Origin of the sequence: Acinetobacter courvalinii, assembly GCF_014635545.1 — a bacterium.
Taxonomy (GTDB): Bacteria; Pseudomonadota; Gammaproteobacteria; order Pseudomonadales; family Moraxellaceae; genus Acinetobacter; species Acinetobacter courvalinii.
Map to the genome: position 1 here is coordinate 2043854 of NZ_BMDA01000001.1, position 20549 is coordinate 2064402.

A 20549-nucleotide genomic window follows, 5' to 3' on the forward strand; every position below is an offset into this window, starting at 1 on the left:
CATGCGGGCAACTTTGTTCTCAGGGATAAAACTTTTAATCTTTGCTCAAAATAAAATTTTAATAATATTGAATGATTTGGCGCTGACGTTCCTCTGCCAGCAATGCTCCTCCCTGTTTTGATTATGTCTTTTCATCATTTGCAGCTGAATTCTGGCATGCCTTGCCTGAATAAAAACAGGCAAAATCTATCAATTCTGACTTAAGACACTATTTTTATACATAAAAAAGCACCTCCTGAGAGATGCCTGTTTGGCTCAGAGTTTCTAGTGGGTCGGCATGCCACCGCTATTGCCTTTCGGCTTTGGACTCATCCAGATCAGGGCACTGGCAAAGACAAATACAATCGCCAGTAGCATAAACACATGATTGGCTGACATGGTAATGGCTTCTTTATCCACCAGATTGGCAATCACGCCCAGCGTTGCATCGGGAGAAAATCCATTCTGCAGTAAACTGTTTTGCACTTCTTGCGGATGCAGATTATTGACCATTTCACTACGTGCCACTTTGGCATGATCATCCCAAATGGTGACTGCAATTGACGCGCCAATCGCACCAGCCATGGTTCGAAGGAAGTTCATCAAGCCTGCGGCAGATGCCATTTCTTGGGGCAATACCGAGCCCATTGCAATATTCGACAACGGAATAAAGAAGAATGGCACGGCAAAACCTTGTAGGATTTGAGGCCACGCCAAGGCCATAAAGTCAGCATCAGTGACCCAGAATGCCCGCATCAGAGTAACCACGCCGAGCAAGGCCAGCCCAAAGCTTGCCAATGCCCGTGGATCATATTTGGTCGACAGCTTCGCCACAATCGGTGACATGGTCAGACTGCCAAAGCCCATCGTGGCAGTGAGATAACCCGCCCATGTGGCGGTATAGCCGAGATTGATCTGCAACCACTGTGGAATCAATACAATACTGCCAAAGAAGGAACCGAAACCAAAGGCCAGTGCCAGTACCGAAACCGCAAAACCCCGATGCCGGAACACATACAGATTGACCACAGGGTGCTTTTCGGTCAGCTCCCAAATCATAAACACGATAAAACCAACAACGGCCACCAACGCCAGAATAATGATACTGGTATTGTTAAACCAGTCGCGCTCATGTCCGAGGTCCAGCATTAATTGCAGTGCACCAATCCACAGCACCAACAACCCCAAACCAATCGCATCAATCCGCAATTTTTCGGTTTTGGTTTCAGCTACAGATAATAAGCGCACGGCGGCGAAGGCACAGACAATACCAACCGGAATATTGATAAAGAAAATCCAGTGCCAAGACAGATTATCACTGATCAAGCCCCCGAGAATCGGCCCGAGTATGGGTCCAATCACCGTGGTCATGGCCCAAAGACCCATCGCCTGTGCATGTTTTTCGGGAGGGAAAATTCGCATGAGCAGGGTTTGACTGAGCGGCATTAACGGGCCACCGCAGAGACCTTGTCCAATACGGAAAAACACCAGCATTTCCAGCGAGGTGGCTAAGCCACACAGGAATGAAAAGATGGTGAAACCAATCAGCCCGAATATAAACACACGGACTGTGCCAAAGCGTCCTGCAAGCCAGCCAGTTAAGGGCACGCAAATCGCTTCGGCAACCGCATAAGAGGTAATTACCCAGGTCCCTTGGGAACTGGAAACCGCAAGGTTGCCGGTAATATGCGGGACAGATACGTTGGCAATGGTGGTATCCAGAACCACCATAAAATTTGAAAGGGCGATCACAAAAGCTGCGAGTAGTAAGCGCCCGCCACTGAGTTCTGCAAAAGGAGTTTGCGTTTTCATGGCTAATTACTTCGTTGCGAGATCAATATCCGCTTGCATCGACAACCCGACGCGCAATGGATGTTGTGCAAGCTCTTTTGGATCAAGAGTAATACGTACCGGTAAACGCTGTACCACTTTAATCCAGTTCCCTGTCGCATTTTGCGCTGGAATCAAGGCAAATGCAGCGCCGGTTCCACCCGAGAAACCTTGCACCGTCCCGTGATAGACCACATCATCGCCATACAGATCGGAACGTAGTGTGACCTTCTGGCCTTGTCTCACTTTCGCCAGCTGGCTTTCTTTAAAGTTGGCATCGACATAGAGTGCCGATAAAGGCACCACAGACATCATCACGGTGCCGGGTGCGACACGTTGCCCAATCTGAATATTGCGACGTGCGATTACCCCATCCACAGGTGCACGGATCACAGTACGTTCCAGATCCAGCGCAGCCTGCTCCACATGGGCTTTGGCCACCAGTACATCAGGTGTTGAGGCTTCATTTACCCCCTGAATCAAGGCCTCATTGGCAGCGAAAGTACTTTCAGCTGCTTTACGGCTAGAGGTAGCCTGCGCCAAACCGGCCTGAGCCAGATCCAGACTGGCTTTAGCCGTTGAAACTGCGCTTTGCGCCTTGCTTAATTCTTCTTTAGAAATCGCACCTGTTGCAGCCAGCTCATTACGGCGCTTGAGCTCCAATGCCGCACGATCATAATCCGCCTGTGCTTTGGTCACTTGCGCCTGTGCGCTGCTGATCTCATCATTACGCACCACGACCTGAGAATTTAAAGAGCTACTATTTGCCTGAGTCTGCTTATATTGGCGCTGTGCTTTGGCCAGTTCTGCCTGCGCCTGTGCCAGTTGAATCTTGGCATCCCGCTCGTCTATGCGCACCAGCACATCGCCTTTTTTCACCTGTTGGGTATCTTTCACCAAGACTTCAGAAACTTGCCCACTCACCATTGAGGTAATCTGTGCAGTTTCAGCGCCCACATACGCATTATCGGTACTGACAGAATGATTAAAGAATAACGCCCAGATGCCATACAGAATTGCAGCAAGAATGAGAATGAGCGCGAAAAATCCAAGAAATTTTTTACGTTTTGCTTTCATTGCATCATCTGATGCCGAATCTGAAGCAGCATCCTGTGTATTGGCTTGAGCGTCAGTCATAAGTTATTCCTGAAAATTAAAGAGATTTTTAACTTTTGGTTTAATCAGCCGATCAGTTTAATTTTGAAAACTTAACTGAATGTTAAAAACCAAAGTGCAACATAAGCGCAAAAATTATTTTGCATTTTAACGGCAAAAAATCATATGACGAGATTAAAAAAAATAACTGATGCGTTCAATTCTTATAAATTGATATTTTAATGACGATTAAAAACTTTAAGTTTGCTTACTGATTGATGAAGCGAACCATGCAATCTGGTAGATCACAGCATTTAACATACCTATAAAGCATAAAGATATATTCCCTACGGGCTTGAGTATTGAGCCAAATTTGTTCTAATAAACCAAGCTGGATCAGAGTTTCTGCTCAATTCCCGATTGCTGGCAATGAGCGTAAATGGCGTCATTTATGGAACAAAATGGCATTTTTCTTGCTGCTAAAACAATAAGCACTTCGCTAGGTGAAAGGACGATGACATCACTCAGCCAAAATATGGATCTTATCCATCATTCGCATCAAGCCGATTTTGCACAAAATGTAATGTCGATGATCTGTGGCGAACACCGTCTGGATACGTTGTGTCGGGAGACACTCGACTTTCATTATGAGGGTATGCGGTTCCCGCATAAAAAAATGGCGATCGGGACCATCAGTTATGGTGCCAATGTCGCGATCAATATTTCCCATCTGAAAGCCTATAGCATCAGTCTGCCCTTTCATGGCAAGCAGACACTGAGTATTGGTGGCGCCAAATACCAATCCGATGCCCATACAGGGCTCATTGTTTCCAATCAGGATTTACAGGACTTGGTCATTCATCAGGATTGTCAAAAATTTCAGGTGGTGATTCCTGAACAGAGTCTGCATCAGGTCCTTGCAGAACTACTGAATAAACCGCTTGAGCAGGCCTTGGTGTTTAACCCTGAAATCTCGCTCGGCATGACCGGATTAATGCAAGCCTGGTGGCATAATATTGAAAATTTTCTACAACTGAAATCACATTATGCGGATTTTGCTGGCTTACCGATGTTTTCTGAAGACTATGAAAATTTTGTGATTAAAGCCCTGCTCCTGTCTCAGGAAAATAATTATTCGGCAGCCCTGCATGAACGCAGCAATCAGATGGAACCCGCCTATATCCGTAAAGTGAAGAATTTTATTGTGCAACATGCACGTGAATCCTTCGATGTCGAGAGTTTACAGCGCCTGGCAGGTGTCTCTAAATCCAAGCTTTATGCAGAGTTTCAGCAGCATTATGGTCTGAGTCCGATGGCCTATCTACGTAAATATCGCCTACAACAAATTTATAAAATATTAAGTAATGCCGCCAAGCATCAAAAAATTTCCATTTCCAAACTCGCTTATGACTGGGGCTTTAATCATCTCAGCCGCTTCGCTCAAGAATATAAAGATGAATTTGGCGAAAAACCGAGTGAAACCCGAAATAAACATGAGTAAGCATTGTTAAATAAAAAGCCCAGTCAACGTACTGGGCTTTCTTGCCATTAACTGGTGCTTAACACAGGATTGGCTTTATTATTTTGATGCATCGCTTTCAAGCTCAGCGCGACAAAAGCAATAAAGGTCGGTAAGGCCAAAAGGTAAAAAATACCACCGAGGCTAATGTCATAGGTAAAGATATACGAACCGAAAAATGCCCCGAAAATTGCTCCAACTCGTCCAATCCCATGCATCCACGACACGCCGACTGCACGACATTGCGATGGATAAAATAAAGCAGCCAAAGGCAGTAGTGATGATTGTGCTCCTGTCAGCAATGCCCCGATCAGGAAAATACTGATGCTAAGTAACACGATACTGGAGCTGACAAAGCCTGCAACAATGAATAGCACAAATGCTGTCAGGTAGGCATATTTAATCACCTGAGTTGGATTGAGCTTATCCATATACCAGCCCATGATCACCGCACCAATTACACCCCCAAAAGGAAAAATGGAAGCAATCAGGCTAAATTGCTGGGTACTAAAGCCCGCTGTTTTTAGAATCGTCGGCATCCAGCTGGTCAGCAAATAGAATACCAACAGACTCATAAAACAGCATAGCCACAACATCACCGTTCCCCAGAGATATTTCGTTAGTACGGTTCTGACCGGGCTATCGCTATGATTGACATCAACTTGGGCTAATTCGATTTTGACCGTATCAGCAAAAGCATGACCCTGAACTTTTTCCAAAATGCTTTGGGCTTTATTTTGCTGATCTTTTTTAATCAGATACGGTACAGATTCTGGTAATTTCAAGATTAAAGCGACCACTAGAAATAAAGGAATAATCCCACCCAGAATCACCACCTTGGCCCAGCCCAGATTTTCCAGTAAATAGGCTGACAACACCCCGCCACAAGAAATACCCAACATAAATCCACAACCGGCAAGCCCTGTTAAAAAAGCTTTGCGTTTTGCAGGCATATATTCTGAAACAATGGTACTAATATTCGGCATGGCCGCGCCTAACCCCACACCGGTAATAAAACGGTAAAGCATCAGGTCTTGGGTAGATGAAGCAAATCCACACAGAATGGTAAATATAGAAAACAATAAAGTCGTGGATACAATCACGCCTTTACGTCCAAATTTATCCGCCAAAGGCCCAGAAATAATTGCACCAATCGACATCCCCACCAGTGCCGCACTCAGCACTGGCGCCAATTCAGGTTTACTGATACCCCAGTCATCCAGCAAGGCAGGCGCAATAAAACCGATAATTCCGGTATCCAAACCATCACAGAAAAACACCAGAAAGCCCAAGGCAAACACCAGCCATTGCAAGGGCGATAGCCGATCCCGATTGATCACATGATTCACATCAATTGTCTTCATTTTTATTCCCTTAAAAGTCGATGTTTCAACGTATGCTCACGTTGAGATTTTTAATTTTTCAAACGGCTTATTTATCTTTAACAGGGGGATTTCCTCTCCCCCTGTTTTGTATTCATCGTCTGGCAACGCAGCCGATCAATGACCAGCCGTATTGCTTTGTAAAAACTTTTCGCTATAGAGGCGATAGTTGTCTAAGGCTTGTCCATCCAGCCAGCCTTTAACAGCCTCGATCATCGGTGGCGGGCCGCATAGGTACATATCAAAGGGCTGTTCTGCCAGTTGCTCCCGATCCAGATGCTCATGGATATAACCTGTTTTGCCTGCCCAAGCCTCTGAAGCTTGCGTGACAATAGGTTGATAATTGAAATTTGGTAAACGTTCCGCATAGCCTTGCAAACGGGATTGCTCGCATAAGTCGGTTGCCTGATTGACGCCGTAATACAGCTGGATTGCGGGTGCATTTGCCTGTTCCGCAATATTGTCCAGCATGCCTAAAAATGCCGACAGCCCTGTTCCACCCGCAATAAATACCAGCGGTCGCTCAACCTCACGTAAATAGAAACTACCCAAAGGTGCTTCCATCAAAATGGTTTGACCCACTTGGCAACGTTCACGTAAATAATTGCTCATCACGCCATCGGGTAATAAGCGGATTAAAAACTGCAATTGATTGGTCTGATTCGGACGATTGGCAAAAGAATAAGAACGCCAGTCATCCGTCTCGGGAATCTGCAAACGCGCATATTGGCCGGGTAAAAACTCGAGTTGCTTGGCAGATGCACTGGCATCAACATGCAAAATCGCGGTTGTCTCGGACACCAGTTCAACCTGAGTCACTTTCGTCGCAATTTTCTGTGTTTCGCCAGCGTTGCAGATTTCAGAATTGTGATCGAAATAGAATGCAGCATTGGATTTGACCCTTGTTTGACAGGCCAGCATTTTGCGCTCTGCTAAGTCACGTTCACTTAACGCATCTTCATCCACATATTCCTGCTCATAAATGCCTGTTTCACATTGTCCCTGACAGGTTCCGCACACGCCTTCACGGCAATCCAAGGGTAAATTGATGCCCTGACGAATGGCTGCATTCAGCAACAACTCATTCTCTTGAACTGAAATAAAAAAGGTTTTTCCATCGGCAAAATTAAGCGCAACTGAATGTCCCATCATGATGCTCCCTTAAACATGATAAAAATCCAAGACCGAATCAATTTTGTCATTCAGCAAAATCGTGTGCTGACGACGGATACGGAATCCTTCAGCGGTTGGTCTTAACAGATAAGTGGCATGTCCATAGAAGCAACCTTCCAGCCCCTGACGGTTATATAAGGTGCTCCAACCGACTTTGGCTTCAACCAAGCCATCTGGCAGGCTTTTAACCTGTACATTTTGAATGCTGTGCTGGGTACGGGGTAAAGGTGTCGCTGAGGCCGCCTTACCCGTACGGATACGAAATACGCGATCTTCCAGCCCCGAACGGTCTGCATAATAGATATAAGACAAGCCCTGATTTGGATCTTCGACATAACGATGATCATCAATCCATTGCGGAATGTGATACTCACTATCTTCATCATACAGTTCCAGATAGGCATCCCAGTCATAGCGGTCGCATAATTCAGACTTCTGATAAAGGAATTGTGAAACGGCAAAATGTAATTCAGCAGTCATGACTTATACCTCTTCCGTTGCTGTATCAAGTTGATAGGTAATATCCTGCATTTTTAAAGCCTTGCGATTTAAGCCATCCAGCATTAAACGTTGCCAATGACCATGCTGATTGACATATAGGCCTTCATGCGTCAGTTCACGGCCTGTAATCAGGGGTTTGATTCCCAAGTCTTGTGCATTTTGGGTCATGTCATAACACCAGTTATGATGACCACGAGAGATATCACTCCAGCGTTCCAGACGCGCCTGAAATCCTTTTTGCTGTTCACGGAACTCCACCAGATCATCTGGCGTACCTAAGCCCGAAACATTAAAAAAGTCTTCAAACTGACGAATACGGTTACGACGCGCTTCGGTTGACTCGCCTTTTACCGCCAGACATTGGCTGATCACTTCAGTTTTATTCCATGCCACTGGACGCACAATGCGCAGCTGTGAACTGATCTGATCCATAAAGAATAAACTTGGATAAAGATTCAGGTTTCTGAGACGATGCATAGCCCATTCCGCACGCTTGGCACCATATTTTTCCAGCAGATACGGCATCACCGTATCATAGCCAGGACGCACCGCTGGATTGGGCATGTCGCTGAATAAAACGCTATGACCGTTTTTAAAACTGAACCAGCCATCATCAGTCTGGTTATCACCTGCGCCTAATTTGCTGTAATCCAAGGTATCCAGATCATCACCTTTGGCTGCATTAACCTGTTGGCGATGCTGTACGGTGGAGACATAGTTATAGTGCACGGTACTGACGTGATAGCCATCCAGTCCATTTTCATTTTGCAGCTTCCAGTTTCCTGCAAAGGTATAGGCCGACTTGCCTTGCAGGACTTCCAACTCACCAGTCGGTGACTGCTCTACCATTAAGTCCAGAAAGACTTTGGCATCCCCCAAGAAGTCTTCGAGACTATCCGTAGCCTGTGTATCCAGACTGACAAAGACAAAACCGCGATAACTGGCAATTCGCCCCTGCTTGAGTCCACGGCTGGACTTATCAAAATCTTCACAATATTCGGCAGGCGCTTTGACTTTGACCAGACGGCCATCGGACTTGTAGCACCACGCATGGAAGGGACAAGTAAAAGTGGATTGATTGCCTTTGGCCACACGGGTTAAGGTCGCACCGCGATGCTCACAGGCATTGATCATGGCATGCAGTTGGCCTTGACCATCACGGCTAATGATTAACGGTTGGCGCCCTATTTGAACGGTTAGAAAATCATGATTATTGGCAATTTCACTTTCATGGCAGGCGTAAATCCAGACTTTTTCAAAAATAAATTCCATTTCCAAATCGAACAGTTCAGCTTCAGTGAACATCTCGCGCGCAATACGGAATACTCCATCTTTCGGGCGAAAGTCCAGACAACCACTCACAAAGTCCTGCCATTCGGCAATATTACGTGTCGTCATTTTTATCTCCTCCAATCCATAAAAATCTTTTATTGATTGAAGCCTGATTTATGGTTGGACTCTATCCACTTTTTCCAGATCTTTATCCAGTTTGTGAATCATTTTGACCCAGCTCGCGATGCGAATATTCAGGCACAAAAAAAGCAGGCCTTAGGCCTGCTATAAAACAATCGGAATGGAGAATAAAATGCTTCTAAAATGAAATCAGCCTCTCAAGCGTGGCATAAGAGGCCTTCACATTGTTCTAATTTAAGCAGTAACCGATTAATAGGCATAAGATGCGATCGCAGTGGCAATCGGCTTGTCCTCATCATTGACCATGGTCATGCGCATGGTGCAGCCTTTACGACCTAGACGTAAGGTTTCGGCACGGGCAATAAAATATTTACCACGACCTGGCGCCAGATAATCGACCCGCATATCCACCGTGGCCAGACGGGATACTTTCTTGATGGTATCAGGCAAATCTTCGGGTGCGGCACGGCGATAAAGTTGCTCCATCGCTGCTACACCACCGATACTGTCCAGAATCGTAGCCGCCACACCACCATGTAAAATCTGGAATGCCAGATTCCCGACCAGTTCTGGCTGCATCTCCACATAGGCTTCAATCTGATCATCGACCACGCGCATGACCATGCCACTGTATTTAAAAAATGGACAGGCATTAAATGCCTTACATAGCTGTTTCAAGACCACTTGGTGATCTGCCTTTGCACCTAACTGAATATTGCCAGTCCAGTTTTTCTTTACATCATTCATACGCGGCCTACACTCAATGGAAAGAATAACTTTCCATTATTTTGCACAAATCTAAAAATATGGGGCTACAATAGCGGGGTTCGTAATTGAGCGACGTCACCCAGCTCTCCCTCGCGTGACTTCATACCTCAATTATTCCCCTAGTGTAATACTGAACATCGAGATTGTTATGACTTATACGTTCAATCGTCCCGCTTTTCCTGCGACTCGCATGCGCCGTATCCGTAAAAATGACCAACTTCGTGCCATGGTCAGCGAAACGCATTTAACGGCAGATCACTTGATTTATCCAGTGTTTGTATTACCGGGACAACAACAAACTCAAGACATTCCAAGCATGCCGAATGTGCAACGTCTATCGGCTGATTTACTGCTAAAGAAAGCGGAAACCCTGCTTGAACTCGGTGTCTCGAAACTTGCTTTATTCCCTGTGACACCACAACAAGATAAAAGTTTAACAGCGGAAGCCGCTTGGGACGAAAATGGTTTAGTTCAAACCACCTGTCGTCTACTCAAAAAAGAATTACCAGAAATGGTGCTGATTACCGACGGTGCGCTTGACCCTTATACCACACACGGTCAAGACGGCATTATTGATGACACAGGTTATGTGTTAAATGATGAAACGGTTGAATGTCTGGTGAAACAGGCACTCAGTCATGCTGCAGCTGGGGCTGATGTGATTGCACCAAGTGACATGATGGACGGCCGTATCGGTGCGATTCGCCAAGCACTCGAGCAAAACGATTTTATCTATACCAACATTATGGCCTACTCAGCGAAATATGCATCCAGCTTCTACGGCCCTTTCCGTGATGCGGTCGGCTCTGCCAGCAACCTGAAAGGTGGCAATAAATACAATTATCAAATGGATATTGGCAACCGTGCCGAAGCCTTACATGAAATCGCACTGGATCTGCAAGAAGGTGCAGATATGGTCATTGTTAAACCGGGCATGCCTTATCTGGATGTGGTGCGTGAAGTCAAAGATACTTTTGGCGTGCCAACTTTCCTCTATCAGGTCAGTGGTGAATATGCCATGCTTGCGGGTGCGATTCAGAACGGCTGGTTATCTGACAGCGTAATTCTGGAATCCTTAATGTGCTGCCGTCGTGCCGGTGCTGATGGGATCTGGACCTATTTTGCAGAAGATGCAGCCCGTAAATTAAAAGAGATGAAATAAAATCTCCCCTAACCCCTCTTTGATAAAGAGGGGAATTTTTAAACTGGTTTAACTTTATCATGCATATTGCCATCATTGGTGCGGGTATTAGTGGCTTAATGTCAGCATTAGAACTCGCTGAACAAGGCTGCTCTGTCGATATTTTTGATCAACAACAAGCAGGTCAAGCTGCCTCATGGGCAGGTGGTGGTATTCTCTCCCCCATGTATCCATGGCGTTATGCGCCTGAAGTCAATCAACTGGCGCAATACGGAAAATCGCTGTACCAGACCTGGAATGAAAAGTTACTCCCCGTCACTGGCATTGATTTTCAAATCCACGATACCGGCATGCTGATCTTTGATCAGGAAGATTTCGAAACTGGCTTGAATTATGCCACCCGATACCATGAACCGATGCAGCAATGCGAGTTGCTCAATCGCTCCAGACTCGAACAGATTAACCCCCATATTTCCCAACAATTCCAGCAAGCTATCTACTTCCCGCAACTCTCCAATGTTCGCAATCCACGTTTATTACAATCATTAATTTGCTACTTAAAGCAACATGCATTGGTGCGTTTTTTTGAACATTGTCCTGTTGAAAAATTAATGATTCAGAATAAGAAAGTGCTCGGAATTGAAACCGAAGATGGCCGAAAATTTATGGCAGATCATGTGGTCATCAGTTCTGGTGCATGGAGCCAGCAATGGGCCGAACAACTGCAATGCCATGTTCCTGTGCAACCAGTCCAAGGACAGATGCTGTTATTTAAAACCCCTGAAAACTGGTTACCGACCATGTGCATGAATCGGGTGATGTACCTGATTCCCCGTCAAGATGGACACATTGTATGTGGTTCAAGCATGGCAGATACAGGCTTTAGCACTGCGGTAGATGAACAGACCCAACAGGACATTCTTGCTGCCTGCTTAGAGATGGTTCCTGAGTTAGCGCAATTCCCCATTGTAAAACGTTGGGCTGGATTGCGTCCAAGCTCACCACAAGGGATTCCCTATATTGGTGCCATGCCTGAACTGGAAAACCTTTGGGCTAATTTTGGACATTTCCGTAACGGCTTATGCATGGGTTCTGGCTCAGCACGACTGTTACGCCAACTGCTGTTGGGTCAAGAGACAATTGTTGATCCTCAAGCCTATTCACCCTTGCGCTTAAAACAACAGAATTTAATGTCTTGCTAGAATTTCGGTCAAAGCTCCATTCAAATCCGGATATTGAAACTGGAAGCCGTGATCCAGCAAAGCCTTGGGAACCACATACTGTCCATTAAGGATCAGTTGTGATTGCTCGCCCAACAGCAAGGTAAACACACATTTGGGCAGGTTCATAAAAGGTTTGCGCTTTAAAATGTGGGCAGCCACTTGAGCAAACTGTTGTTGATTGACCCGATCAGGTGCAACCAGGTTATACACCTTTTGACGATGATCCGAATGCAGCAGAAAAAGGATGGCATTCAGTACATCCTGAATATGAATCCACACCACCGGTTGTTGTCCTGAAGCAATTTTGGCAATAGCATTTAACCGGATCGGCAACAGCATCTGCGGCAAAATTCCGCCTTGCCCGAAAACCACGCCTAAACGAATAATCTTGGTCTTTTGCTGGATAAATTTTAAAGCCGTTTGTTCCCATTTCTGGCACAACTCAGACATAAAAATCGTCTGTGGTGGCGTATTTTCATCACAAACAAGCTTCCATTGCTGTTGAGGATCAATCCCGTAATAACCAATCGCAGAACCGGAAATAATGCATGTCGGAAAAATTTGCCGTTGTTCCAGCCATTGATACAACTGCTCAGTCATTGCCACACGGCTGTGTATCAGCTGCTGCTTACGTTGTTCCGTCCAGCGTTTTGCACCAATATTTTCGCCCGCCAGATTAATCACATAATCAATGTGTTGTGTTTCAATTTGATCAAGATCAGTTACCCAACGCAGTGCTGAATGCGACGATACCCGATTGGGCTGGCGGGTCAGTGCAATGATCTGATAGTTCCGCTCTAACAAGAAAGGCAGCAAATACGAACCGATAAAACCGCTAGCGCCTGTAATTAAAACTGTCTGTTTCTGCATTACATCCTCATCCTGCATGATATTGATCAGATCAATGCCTAAGTCTTAGCAGAATAAAAGTGAATGACAAGTAAACTTTCTTTAATTAGTGAAACATCTTTGTGGCCATTCTCTGTGCCTGCGGTCCATAAAACCAATAAGTAATGAGAAATAAAGGTAAGGCAATCACCAACCACATACCCAATACAGCAAGTAAAAATTGTGGCTGTTTTAAATAAAGCAGGAAGTTCTGCCAAATTTCAGGATCTTTACGCGCAAAAATATATAGCCCGAGTAACAGACCACATGCATTGTACCCCCAAAAGATCAGACTAAAGCCAATGCTTAAGCGCTTTTTCTCTTGCGCATTGGGTGCACGGCGCTGTTGCTTGAGAAATTTAAACAAAACAAAGATAATCGCGATCAGATAAGGAATTGCAGTGAGTACCCCACCTAAGCTATTCGGTAGAATCGCGGCCAGCACACCGGCAATTAACGTCGAGGCCAAACAAATAATAAAAAACCAGAGATAATACAAACGCAATGAAATCATAAAGATAAACCTAATTAGACTGGCTTTAAGAAATAATTATAAATTTTTTTCACTTTTTTTTCATTTTTATGTCAACCAATCCTTAACCAGCAGCGTTATATAGGGTACAAGGTCGCAGCAACCGATTGGACATTGCACGGCATCCGCAATGTTTTCGGTGACCTTTCATTATGACTCTCCATCTTTAACAATGGTTGTGTTAGCAGCCATAACCATTGAAAAAGATTTTGACCGACGATTTATCATCACTCGAATCGTCGGTTTTTATTTGCCTGCGATTTGAGTTTGTTCAGGTATCGGCAACATACATATTGATCAACTCACCATCATCTTCGGTGACCTTCGTTAAAAATGTCCAGCCACATTTTTCATAGAAATCATTTAAATCTGTCACTAGATACAACTTTTTAAATCCAGCGTTTTTCATCTCTGTCCGAGCAAAATCTAATAGTTGTCTGGCAATATTCTGCTTTCGATAAGTCTCTTCAACAAATAAGGCACATAAATTTGGTGTCAGGTCTTTGCGGTCATGGAAGTCATTATCAATCACCCCTGCACCCGCAATAATGTGCCGCCTGTCATCCAGAATCACATACCATTGTGGAATGGCTTGTGACTGTTCAATCGAGGTCTGCATGCTGTCACGGTATGCTTCAACAGGAATCTCCCATTTCTGCGAAAACCAATTGGCAGCCTGATCCAAAAGCTTAGGATGATCGGCTAACTTCATTATCTTCATCAAGGTTTAATCAATCTCCGCTATTTTAGTTAAACTCATAAAATTTATTTGAGTAATCAAATCAGAAAGGACAACTTTACTCATTTACATAAAGCTTTAGCACGCTCATGCCAGTTCTGTCTAGAATGAATCAAGCACAATAAAGACCAAGGAATAGAATCATGAATACTGTTGCCTATTTTGAAATTCAGTCATCCAATCCTCAACGCGACGTCCATTTTTACCAGTCTGCATTTGGCTGGCATTTTGAAAAAGTGGAAGGCCTGCCGATTGAATATTATCGCATTGAAACAGAGGGAATTCACGGCGGCTTACTACAACGCCCAGTGGCGATTCCACCCACAGGATGCGGGACCAATGCCTTTACCTGCACCATAGAAGTCGAAAACTTTGATGAAACAGCAGCTAAAATTCTTAGCCTCGGCGGCATTGTGGCAATGGATAAATTCGCAATCCCGAATCGTTGCTGGCAGGGCTATTTTCTTGATCCTGACCACAATACCTTTGGTATTTGTGAAATCGATGAAAATGCGCAATAACTGATCAGGCTCAAGTGAAGTCAAAATGATTATTTTCCCTTAAACTGCGGCGGACGTTTTTCTAACATGGCATGGACGCCCTCTTGTGCATCCTGCGATTCAAACAATGGCATCAGATAACTGTTCATCTTTTCAAAGGCCGCCGTCTGCCCTTGAGTTAGCGCATCGGTTGCAGAAGCTAATAAAGCCTGTACCGCAAGTGGTGCGGAGAGGCAAATCTCTTTGGCAATTTCAATGGCTCGCTGCAACTGTTGACCATTTTCCACAATCTCAGAAATCAGATTGAGTTGATCCGCCGTTTTCGCATCAAAAGTTTTGCCGGTTAATAAATAGGGCATGGCTTTTTGCCATCCCGCAGCCTGCACAAAGCGCACCGTTGCACCTCCAAATGGCATGATGCCACGTAGCACTTCAAGCTGACCAAAGACGGTATTCTCGCTGGCAATGACCACATCGGCATTTAGCATCAACTCAACTCCTGCGGTATAACAAATTCCCTGTACTGCCACCACCACGGGTTTACTGCGATGCCGGCCCGCTGTTCCCCACGGGTTAATTTGTTGTTCAGCAAAATTAAAGATGCCTTCAGATATCTTCGGTTGTAACTCAACCAGATCCAGGCCCGCTGTAAAATGGTCGCCATGCGCAAAAATTACCGCACACCGAAGTTCAGGATCATGCTCATATTCGGTTAACGCCAGTGACAAATCCTGAATCATATGACTATCAAAGGCATTCCGTTTTTCCACACGGTCCAGCCCAATCAACATAATCTGATCCGTCACTTCACGGCTTACTTTACCTAAGCTCATCTTTATGCCTCATTTTTTGTTGCATGACTTTATCTTCAAACTAGAGCAACGTTTAAAAATGATCAAGCGCGATCATGTACTACTTTTCTGCTCAGCAAGATTCTCCTTTCCACTTAAATACGTGCTACCTTATTCTGGTTCAATTCTTTTTTTAGATTCATTTATGACTGTGCGTTTTTTTCATACTTCTGACTGGCATTTGGGGCAATTCTTTTATAATCATTCCCGCCATTATGAACATGAACAATTTCTGGCATGGTTACTTGAGCAAATCAAACAGAAACAGCCGCATGCCTTGCTGATTGCGGGTGATATTTTTGATGTCATCAATCCGAGTTCTCAGGCACAAAAGCAGCTCTACCAGTTCCTTGCCGATGCGCATGAACTTGCACCGCATATGCAAACCCTCATGATTGCAGGCAATCACGATTCAGGCTACCGAATTGAACAGGTTGAACCCTTATTGGCCAAATATAATGCCAAAACGGTTGGCGTGATTCGCTGGAAGGAAGATAAAACGCTGGATCTGGAACGTTTAATTCTGCCGATTTATGATGAGCAAAAACAGATTGTCGCGTGGTGTATTGCCTTGCCCTTCTTGCGTTCTGCCGAAATCACGGGGTTTAATGAATATACCACCAATAGCCAGAATGCTATTGCTTATCTACACCAACAATTAATCGAAGAAGCCAAACGTCGTAAAACCGAGGATCAAGCGCTGATTCTGATGTCGCATGCACATATGCAAGGCGGGGAAACTTCTGATTCTGAACGCCCCATTATCATTGGCAATGAAGAAGCACTTTCGACCAGCCTGTTTGATGACAGCATCGATTATGTTGCGCTGGGTCATTTACATAAACCACAAAAGGTACAACATCCACATATCCGTTATAGCGGCTCTCCAATTCCACTGTCATTTAGTGAAATCAACTATAAGCATCAGATTGTTGAAGTCACCATTGATTCGACCCAACCAGAAAATAAGCTAAATTTTGAAGCATTGGCAATTCCGCGAAGTATTCAACTGCATAAAATTAAAGATGAACTCACAGCGGTCATGCAGCAGCTTAAAAACCTACCGAGTGGCCCCATCGAAAATATTGAGCATCGTGAATATGTCGATATCGAATATCATACCGCGATTCCCCCACAGCCGAATTTGCGCCAACAATTTGAAGATGCCTTGCCGAAGGATCGCTATCGTCTGGTACGTATTTCCAGACAATATTTATCCAATGAAAATAATGCTGAAACCAAGCAGAGCATCAGCCTGGAACCACCGACACCAGAAAAATTATTCCAGCAGATCTGGGAGAAAAAGGGTTATCACGCCGATGATGACGTCACCAAAGATTTCTTAAGTCTGGTGAATGAAGCACAGAAAAAACTTGAAGATGATCAAAGTTCTTAAGGATTTGCCATGAAAATTTTATCGATTCGGCTAAAAAATCTGGCATCTCTTGCAGGCGAACACTTTATTGATTTTGAATGCGACCCTTTGGCCAATGCGGGACTGATCGCCGTTGTCGGCAAAACTGGGGCTGGTAAATCCACCATTTTAGATGCCATGTGTCTGGCCTTGTTTAATAAAATTCCCCGCCTTAAAGAAAGTGATGGCAAGCTTCTGGATGTGGATGGTTCGGAGCTACTGACCAACTCTCCCCTGACCGTTTTACGTCGTGGTACAGGACACGGCTTTGCTGAACTGTGTTTTGTAGCACAAGACCAAAAACATTATCAGGCGCGTTGGGAAATTAAACGTGCTCGTGAAAATGCCAGTGGGAAACTGCAAAGTGTGCAGCGCTCGCTTAAATGTCTCACCGACGGTGTAGTAGTAGCAGACAAGACCAAAGCCGTCGAAAGCCATATCCAGCAGATTACCCAACTCAGTTTTGAACAGTTTACCCGCGCCGTTTTACTGGCGCAGTCTGAGGTCACGGCATTTTTAAAAGCTCGTGATACCGAACGGGGCGAATTGCTGGAGTATCTGACCAATTCCAGTATCTTTGCCAAAATTGGACAACTGGCCTTTGAAAAGACCCGAGAAATCACCAATCAGCGCAAACAGCTGGAAAATGTTTTAGGCCATATCGAAATTCGTTCCGATGAGGAAGTTGCCGAATTACAGGCTCAGTTTCAACAGCTCCAACAACAAGTCCAGCAACTTGAGAACGAGCGAAACCAGCTTAAACAACAACAACAGTGGTTTGAGCAGCAACAAAAGCTTAAAAGTGAAGTTATCTTCAAACAACAGCAGCATGAGACGCAACTCAATGCCCATGCTGGATTAGCAACAGATCGCCAACTGCTCGAACAACTGGATATCTTTTCCGAGATTCGCCCTGTTGCTTTTCAACAGCAGCAAATCCAAAAAACACTGCAACAACTTGAACCACAACTGCAGCAGAAACAGCAAGATTTTAGTCGCTTTACCTCAGCGTTTGAGCAGGAAAAAGTCCGCTATACGCAAGCAGAAACGGCGCTACAACAGTTTCAGAATTTTGAGTTGCAACATCAAGATGAGTTGAATCAGGTTCGTAAATATGTGCAGGAACGGGACTATATTGCAGAAGATTATAAAAAGACCAAAAGCAGACTGGCACATGTTGAAACTCAGCAACAGCCTCTACTGCAACAGCAGCAACAGCTTGAGCAACATATTCAGAATTTGAGTACACAACAGGCAACCTGTATTGAGCAATTACAGCACAGTGGCCACTTCTCGGTTTTGGATAAGGGTCTGCATGCCCATGTACAGCAGCTCGAACAGTTTATTCAGCATTATCAAAAAGTTGAAAATACCCTTGGGAATATTCAACAGGCTCAGGTCAAACTTGAGCAAGATAAAAACCTAATTGCTCAATTGATTACACAGTTTGGTAGCCCGCAGCAGATTGAGTCTAGGCTAGAACAAAAACAGGCACAAAAAGAGCAATTGTTGACTCAACTGAATCAACTGGATGTGATTCAGCAAAAATTACAGCATCATTTTCAATTAAAAAATGAAGCCTCAGCACTCAAACAAACCCTGGGGGCACTGCAACACCAATCTCAACAGCTTGAGCAAAATACTCAAAAAGCGGAAAGTGAATTTCAGGCCGCAAAAAACGAACGGGAAAAATTACAACATATTCTGCAACAGCAACGCCTGTTACACGCAGAAAATGTTGAACATTTACGTGCTGAACTGAAACAAGGTGAAGCCTGTCTGGTCTGTGGCAGTACCGAGCATCCCTATCGTGATGATGAAAGTCCAGTGTCTAAGGCCTTATTTGCATTACAACAACAGCAGGAACAACAGGCTTTACAGCAAGAACAGCAATGTTTTCAACAATGGCAGCATACACAGCAGCAATTTACCCAACTGCAATCCGAGCAAAAGCAGCAGCAAAATGCCTTACAACAGGCCCAGAACAAGCTAAACACGCAACAGCAAGAATTACAGCACTATTTGGCTCAAACCCAGATCCAACTCGATTTGAATGTGGCGCAACCTGAACTTGAAGTTTACCTGCAAGGCTTAAGCACTCAATCTACACAGACAAAACAACAGCTTGAGCAGGAATTACACCAGCTCAGCCAGGCCAGCAAACAGCAGCTTCATTTAAATCAGTCTATTCAAAATACGGCTTATCAACTTGAAAACGTACAGCAATTACAACAACAGATTCAGCATATTGTAGATTGTCTGGAAATCAATGAGAAAACACTTTGGCTGGAACAACCGCTAGCCCACTCACAACAAATTGTGCAGCGTTTAAAACAACGCCTGCAACAGCTTGATCATGCGGATGGACTCAGCAAACAACAACAGCACAGCACTCAACAGCTCAATTTATTCATATCAAATCTGAATGGCTTGAATACCCAACATGCTGAACTGACTGAGCAATTGCAGGACATTGCGAAAAAGGGTCAACAAAATAGTGAATCTGCCAATCAACTCATTCAGGCCATGGCCGGTTCAACCGAACTCAAAGCCAATGAATGGTTTCATCAGCATGATCAGCAACGACAGCAGGTGCAGCATCAATACCAGCAACTTAAACAGAATTTCGAACTGGCACGACAAAACTTTGAGCAACACAAGAATGAACTGGAACAGCTCAAAGCCCAGCATCAGCACAATCAGCATGCATTGACTCAATGTAACAACGAAATTAATGCATGGCTGACGCAGCATACCCAGTTTGAAGAGCTGCAGCTGAGTCAGTTGCTGGCCATTTCGTCTACACAGGAACAGCAGATTCGCTTAACGCTGCAAAATGCAGAGCGTGTTCTCAGCGAAGCTGCCTATGCGCTCAAAACTGCACAACAGCAATTAAACGAGCATCAACAACAACAGCCTGAGATCCAGCAGGAACAGCTGTCTGAGCTGATTCAGTTAAATCAGGACAAACTGCAACAGCAGCTTGAACAACGCGATCAATATAAAGTTCAGCTGGAACTGCATCAGCAAAATCTTGCCAAGCAAAAACAGTTTGCCGAGCAGATCCAGCAAATTCAGCAACAGGAGCATCGCTGGAATAAGATTTCGAGCCTGATTGGCGATTCTAAGGGCAAAGATTTCCGTGATTTGGCCCAACAGTATAATCTGGATATTTTGCTGGAATATGCCAATCAGCAATTGGCAATGCTGTCACAGCGTTACACTCTAAAACGTCTGGATAACTCGCTCAGTCTGGCGATTATCGACCATGATATGGATGGCGAAATCCGTTCGGTGGCTTCACTCTCAGGTGGAGAATCTTTCCTCACCGCCCTCGCGATTTCCTTGGCGATAGCCAATATGGCCTCGGGTTCTATGAAAATCGAATCACTGTTTATTGATGAAGGTTTTGGGACGCTGGATGCGTCATCATTGCACATGGTGATGAATGCGCTGGATCAATTGCAAAGCCAAGGTCGTAAAGTAATCTTAATTTCGCATATTCAGGAAATGCATGAACGGATTCCTGTACAGATTCAGGTTCAACCAGTTGGTTCAGGCTCGAGTCGGATTGAAGTAGTGGGCTAAAACTGAAATATTA

17 protein-coding genes are annotated in these 20549 nt (G+C 44.7%); 6 read left to right on the forward strand and 11 right to left on the reverse strand.

Going from position 1 to position 20549, the window contains the following annotated elements:
• Positions 1–264: 264 nt before the first annotated feature.
• Positions 265–1791 carry a DHA2 family efflux MFS transporter permease subunit gene (locus IEV39_RS09340; protein WP_005284062.1) on the reverse strand — a complete coding sequence of 509 codons (1527 nt, stop codon included), beginning with the start codon at positions 1789–1791 and terminating at the stop codon, positions 265–267.
• Between the two features lie 6 nt (positions 1792–1797).
• Positions 1798–2946 carry an HlyD family secretion protein gene (locus tag IEV39_RS09345; RefSeq protein WP_005284060.1) on the reverse strand — a complete coding sequence of 383 codons (1149 nt, stop codon included), beginning with the start codon at positions 2944–2946 and terminating at the stop codon, positions 1798–1800.
• 472 nt (positions 2947–3418) lie between these two features.
• On the opposite strand from IEV39_RS09345, the gene IEV39_RS09350 reads away from it, so the two are divergent.
• The gene (locus IEV39_RS09350) at positions 3419–4405 is read left to right on the forward strand and encodes an AraC family transcriptional regulator (protein ID WP_032883140.1); all 987 of its coding nucleotides are present in this window, start codon (positions 3419–3421) and stop codon (positions 4403–4405) included.
• A 47-nt stretch (positions 4406–4452) separates the two neighbouring features.
• Here IEV39_RS09350 and IEV39_RS09355 read toward each other — a convergent pair whose 3' ends face one another.
• From IEV39_RS09355 to IEV39_RS09375, 5 genes are all read right to left on the reverse strand, one after another.
• The gene (locus IEV39_RS09355; protein ID WP_005284055.1) at positions 4453–5787 is read right to left on the reverse strand and encodes an MFS transporter; all 1335 of its coding nucleotides are present in this window, start codon (positions 5785–5787) and stop codon (positions 4453–4455) included.
• A 135-nt stretch (positions 5788–5922) separates the two neighbouring features.
• Positions 5923–6960: an anthranilate 1,2-dioxygenase electron transfer component AntC gene (antC, locus tag IEV39_RS09360; RefSeq protein WP_126687393.1), complete on the reverse strand. Its 1038-nt coding sequence runs from the start codon at positions 6958–6960 to the stop codon at positions 5923–5925.
• Positions 6961–6966: 6 nt separating this feature from the next.
• Entirely contained in the window at positions 6967–7458 is a 492-nt protein-coding gene (gene antB / locus IEV39_RS09365) for an anthranilate 1,2-dioxygenase small subunit (RefSeq protein WP_005284050.1), read from the reverse strand.
• Positions 7459–7461: 3 nt separating this feature from the next.
• On the reverse strand, positions 7462–8877 hold the full coding sequence (gene antA, locus IEV39_RS09370) for an anthranilate 1,2-dioxygenase large subunit (RefSeq protein WP_005284045.1): 1416 nt from the start codon (positions 8875–8877) through the stop codon (positions 7462–7464).
• A 264-nt stretch (positions 8878–9141) separates the two neighbouring features.
• Positions 9142–9639, reverse strand: a complete 498-nt coding sequence (locus IEV39_RS09375; protein ID WP_005229102.1) for a thioesterase family protein — start codon at positions 9637–9639, stop codon at positions 9142–9144.
• Between the two features lie 169 nt (positions 9640–9808).
• Here IEV39_RS09375 and hemB point away from each other — a divergent pair, with 169 nt between their 5' ends.
• Both hemB and thiO read left to right on the forward strand, forming a co-directional pair.
• Complete coding sequence (gene hemB / locus IEV39_RS09380) at positions 9809–10822, forward strand: porphobilinogen synthase (RefSeq protein ID WP_005284042.1); 1014 nt, start codon at positions 9809–9811, stop codon at positions 10820–10822.
• 59 nt (positions 10823–10881) lie between these two features.
• On the forward strand, positions 10882–12003 hold the full coding sequence (gene thiO, locus IEV39_RS09385) for a glycine oxidase ThiO (protein ID WP_005284039.1): 1122 nt from the start codon (positions 10882–10884) through the stop codon (positions 12001–12003).
• On the opposite strand, the gene IEV39_RS09390 is transcribed toward thiO, so the two are convergent.
• From IEV39_RS09390 to IEV39_RS09400, 3 genes are all read right to left on the reverse strand, one after another.
• Positions 11989–12894 carry a TIGR01777 family oxidoreductase gene (locus IEV39_RS09390; protein ID WP_005284037.1) on the reverse strand — a complete coding sequence of 302 codons (906 nt, stop codon included), beginning with the start codon at positions 12892–12894 and terminating at the stop codon, positions 11989–11991. The two genes, thiO and IEV39_RS09390, sit on opposite strands and share 15 nt — an antisense overlap.
• Positions 12895–12979: 85 nt before the next feature.
• Entirely contained in the window at positions 12980–13426 is a 447-nt protein-coding gene (locus IEV39_RS09395; protein ID WP_005284034.1) for an ABZJ_00895 family protein, read from the reverse strand.
• A gap of 289 nt (positions 13427–13715) precedes the next feature.
• Positions 13716–14165 carry a GNAT family N-acetyltransferase gene (locus IEV39_RS09400; protein ID WP_005284031.1) on the reverse strand — a complete coding sequence of 150 codons (450 nt, stop codon included), beginning with the start codon at positions 14163–14165 and terminating at the stop codon, positions 13716–13718.
• A gap of 161 nt (positions 14166–14326) precedes the next feature.
• On the opposite strand from IEV39_RS09400, the gene IEV39_RS09405 reads away from it, so the two are divergent.
• Positions 14327–14704 carry a VOC family protein gene (locus tag IEV39_RS09405; protein ID WP_005284026.1) on the forward strand — a complete coding sequence of 126 codons (378 nt, stop codon included), beginning with the start codon at positions 14327–14329 and terminating at the stop codon, positions 14702–14704.
• Between the two features lie 29 nt (positions 14705–14733).
• Here IEV39_RS09405 and IEV39_RS09410 read toward each other — a convergent pair whose 3' ends face one another.
• Complete coding sequence (locus IEV39_RS09410; RefSeq protein ID WP_005284022.1) at positions 14734–15516, reverse strand: crotonase/enoyl-CoA hydratase family protein; 783 nt, start codon at positions 15514–15516, stop codon at positions 14734–14736.
• Positions 15517–15679: 163 nt separating this feature from the next.
• Between IEV39_RS09410 and IEV39_RS09415 the strand changes: the two genes are divergently transcribed.
• Together IEV39_RS09415 and IEV39_RS09420 are read left to right on the forward strand one after the other, a co-directional pair.
• Positions 15680–16930: an exonuclease SbcCD subunit D gene (locus IEV39_RS09415; protein WP_032883139.1), complete on the forward strand. Its 1251-nt coding sequence runs from the start codon at positions 15680–15682 to the stop codon at positions 16928–16930.
• Between the two features lie 9 nt (positions 16931–16939).
• Complete coding sequence (locus IEV39_RS09420) at positions 16940–20536, forward strand: AAA family ATPase (RefSeq protein ID WP_005284016.1); 3597 nt, start codon at positions 16940–16942, stop codon at positions 20534–20536.
• Positions 20537–20549 lie beyond the last annotated feature (13 nt).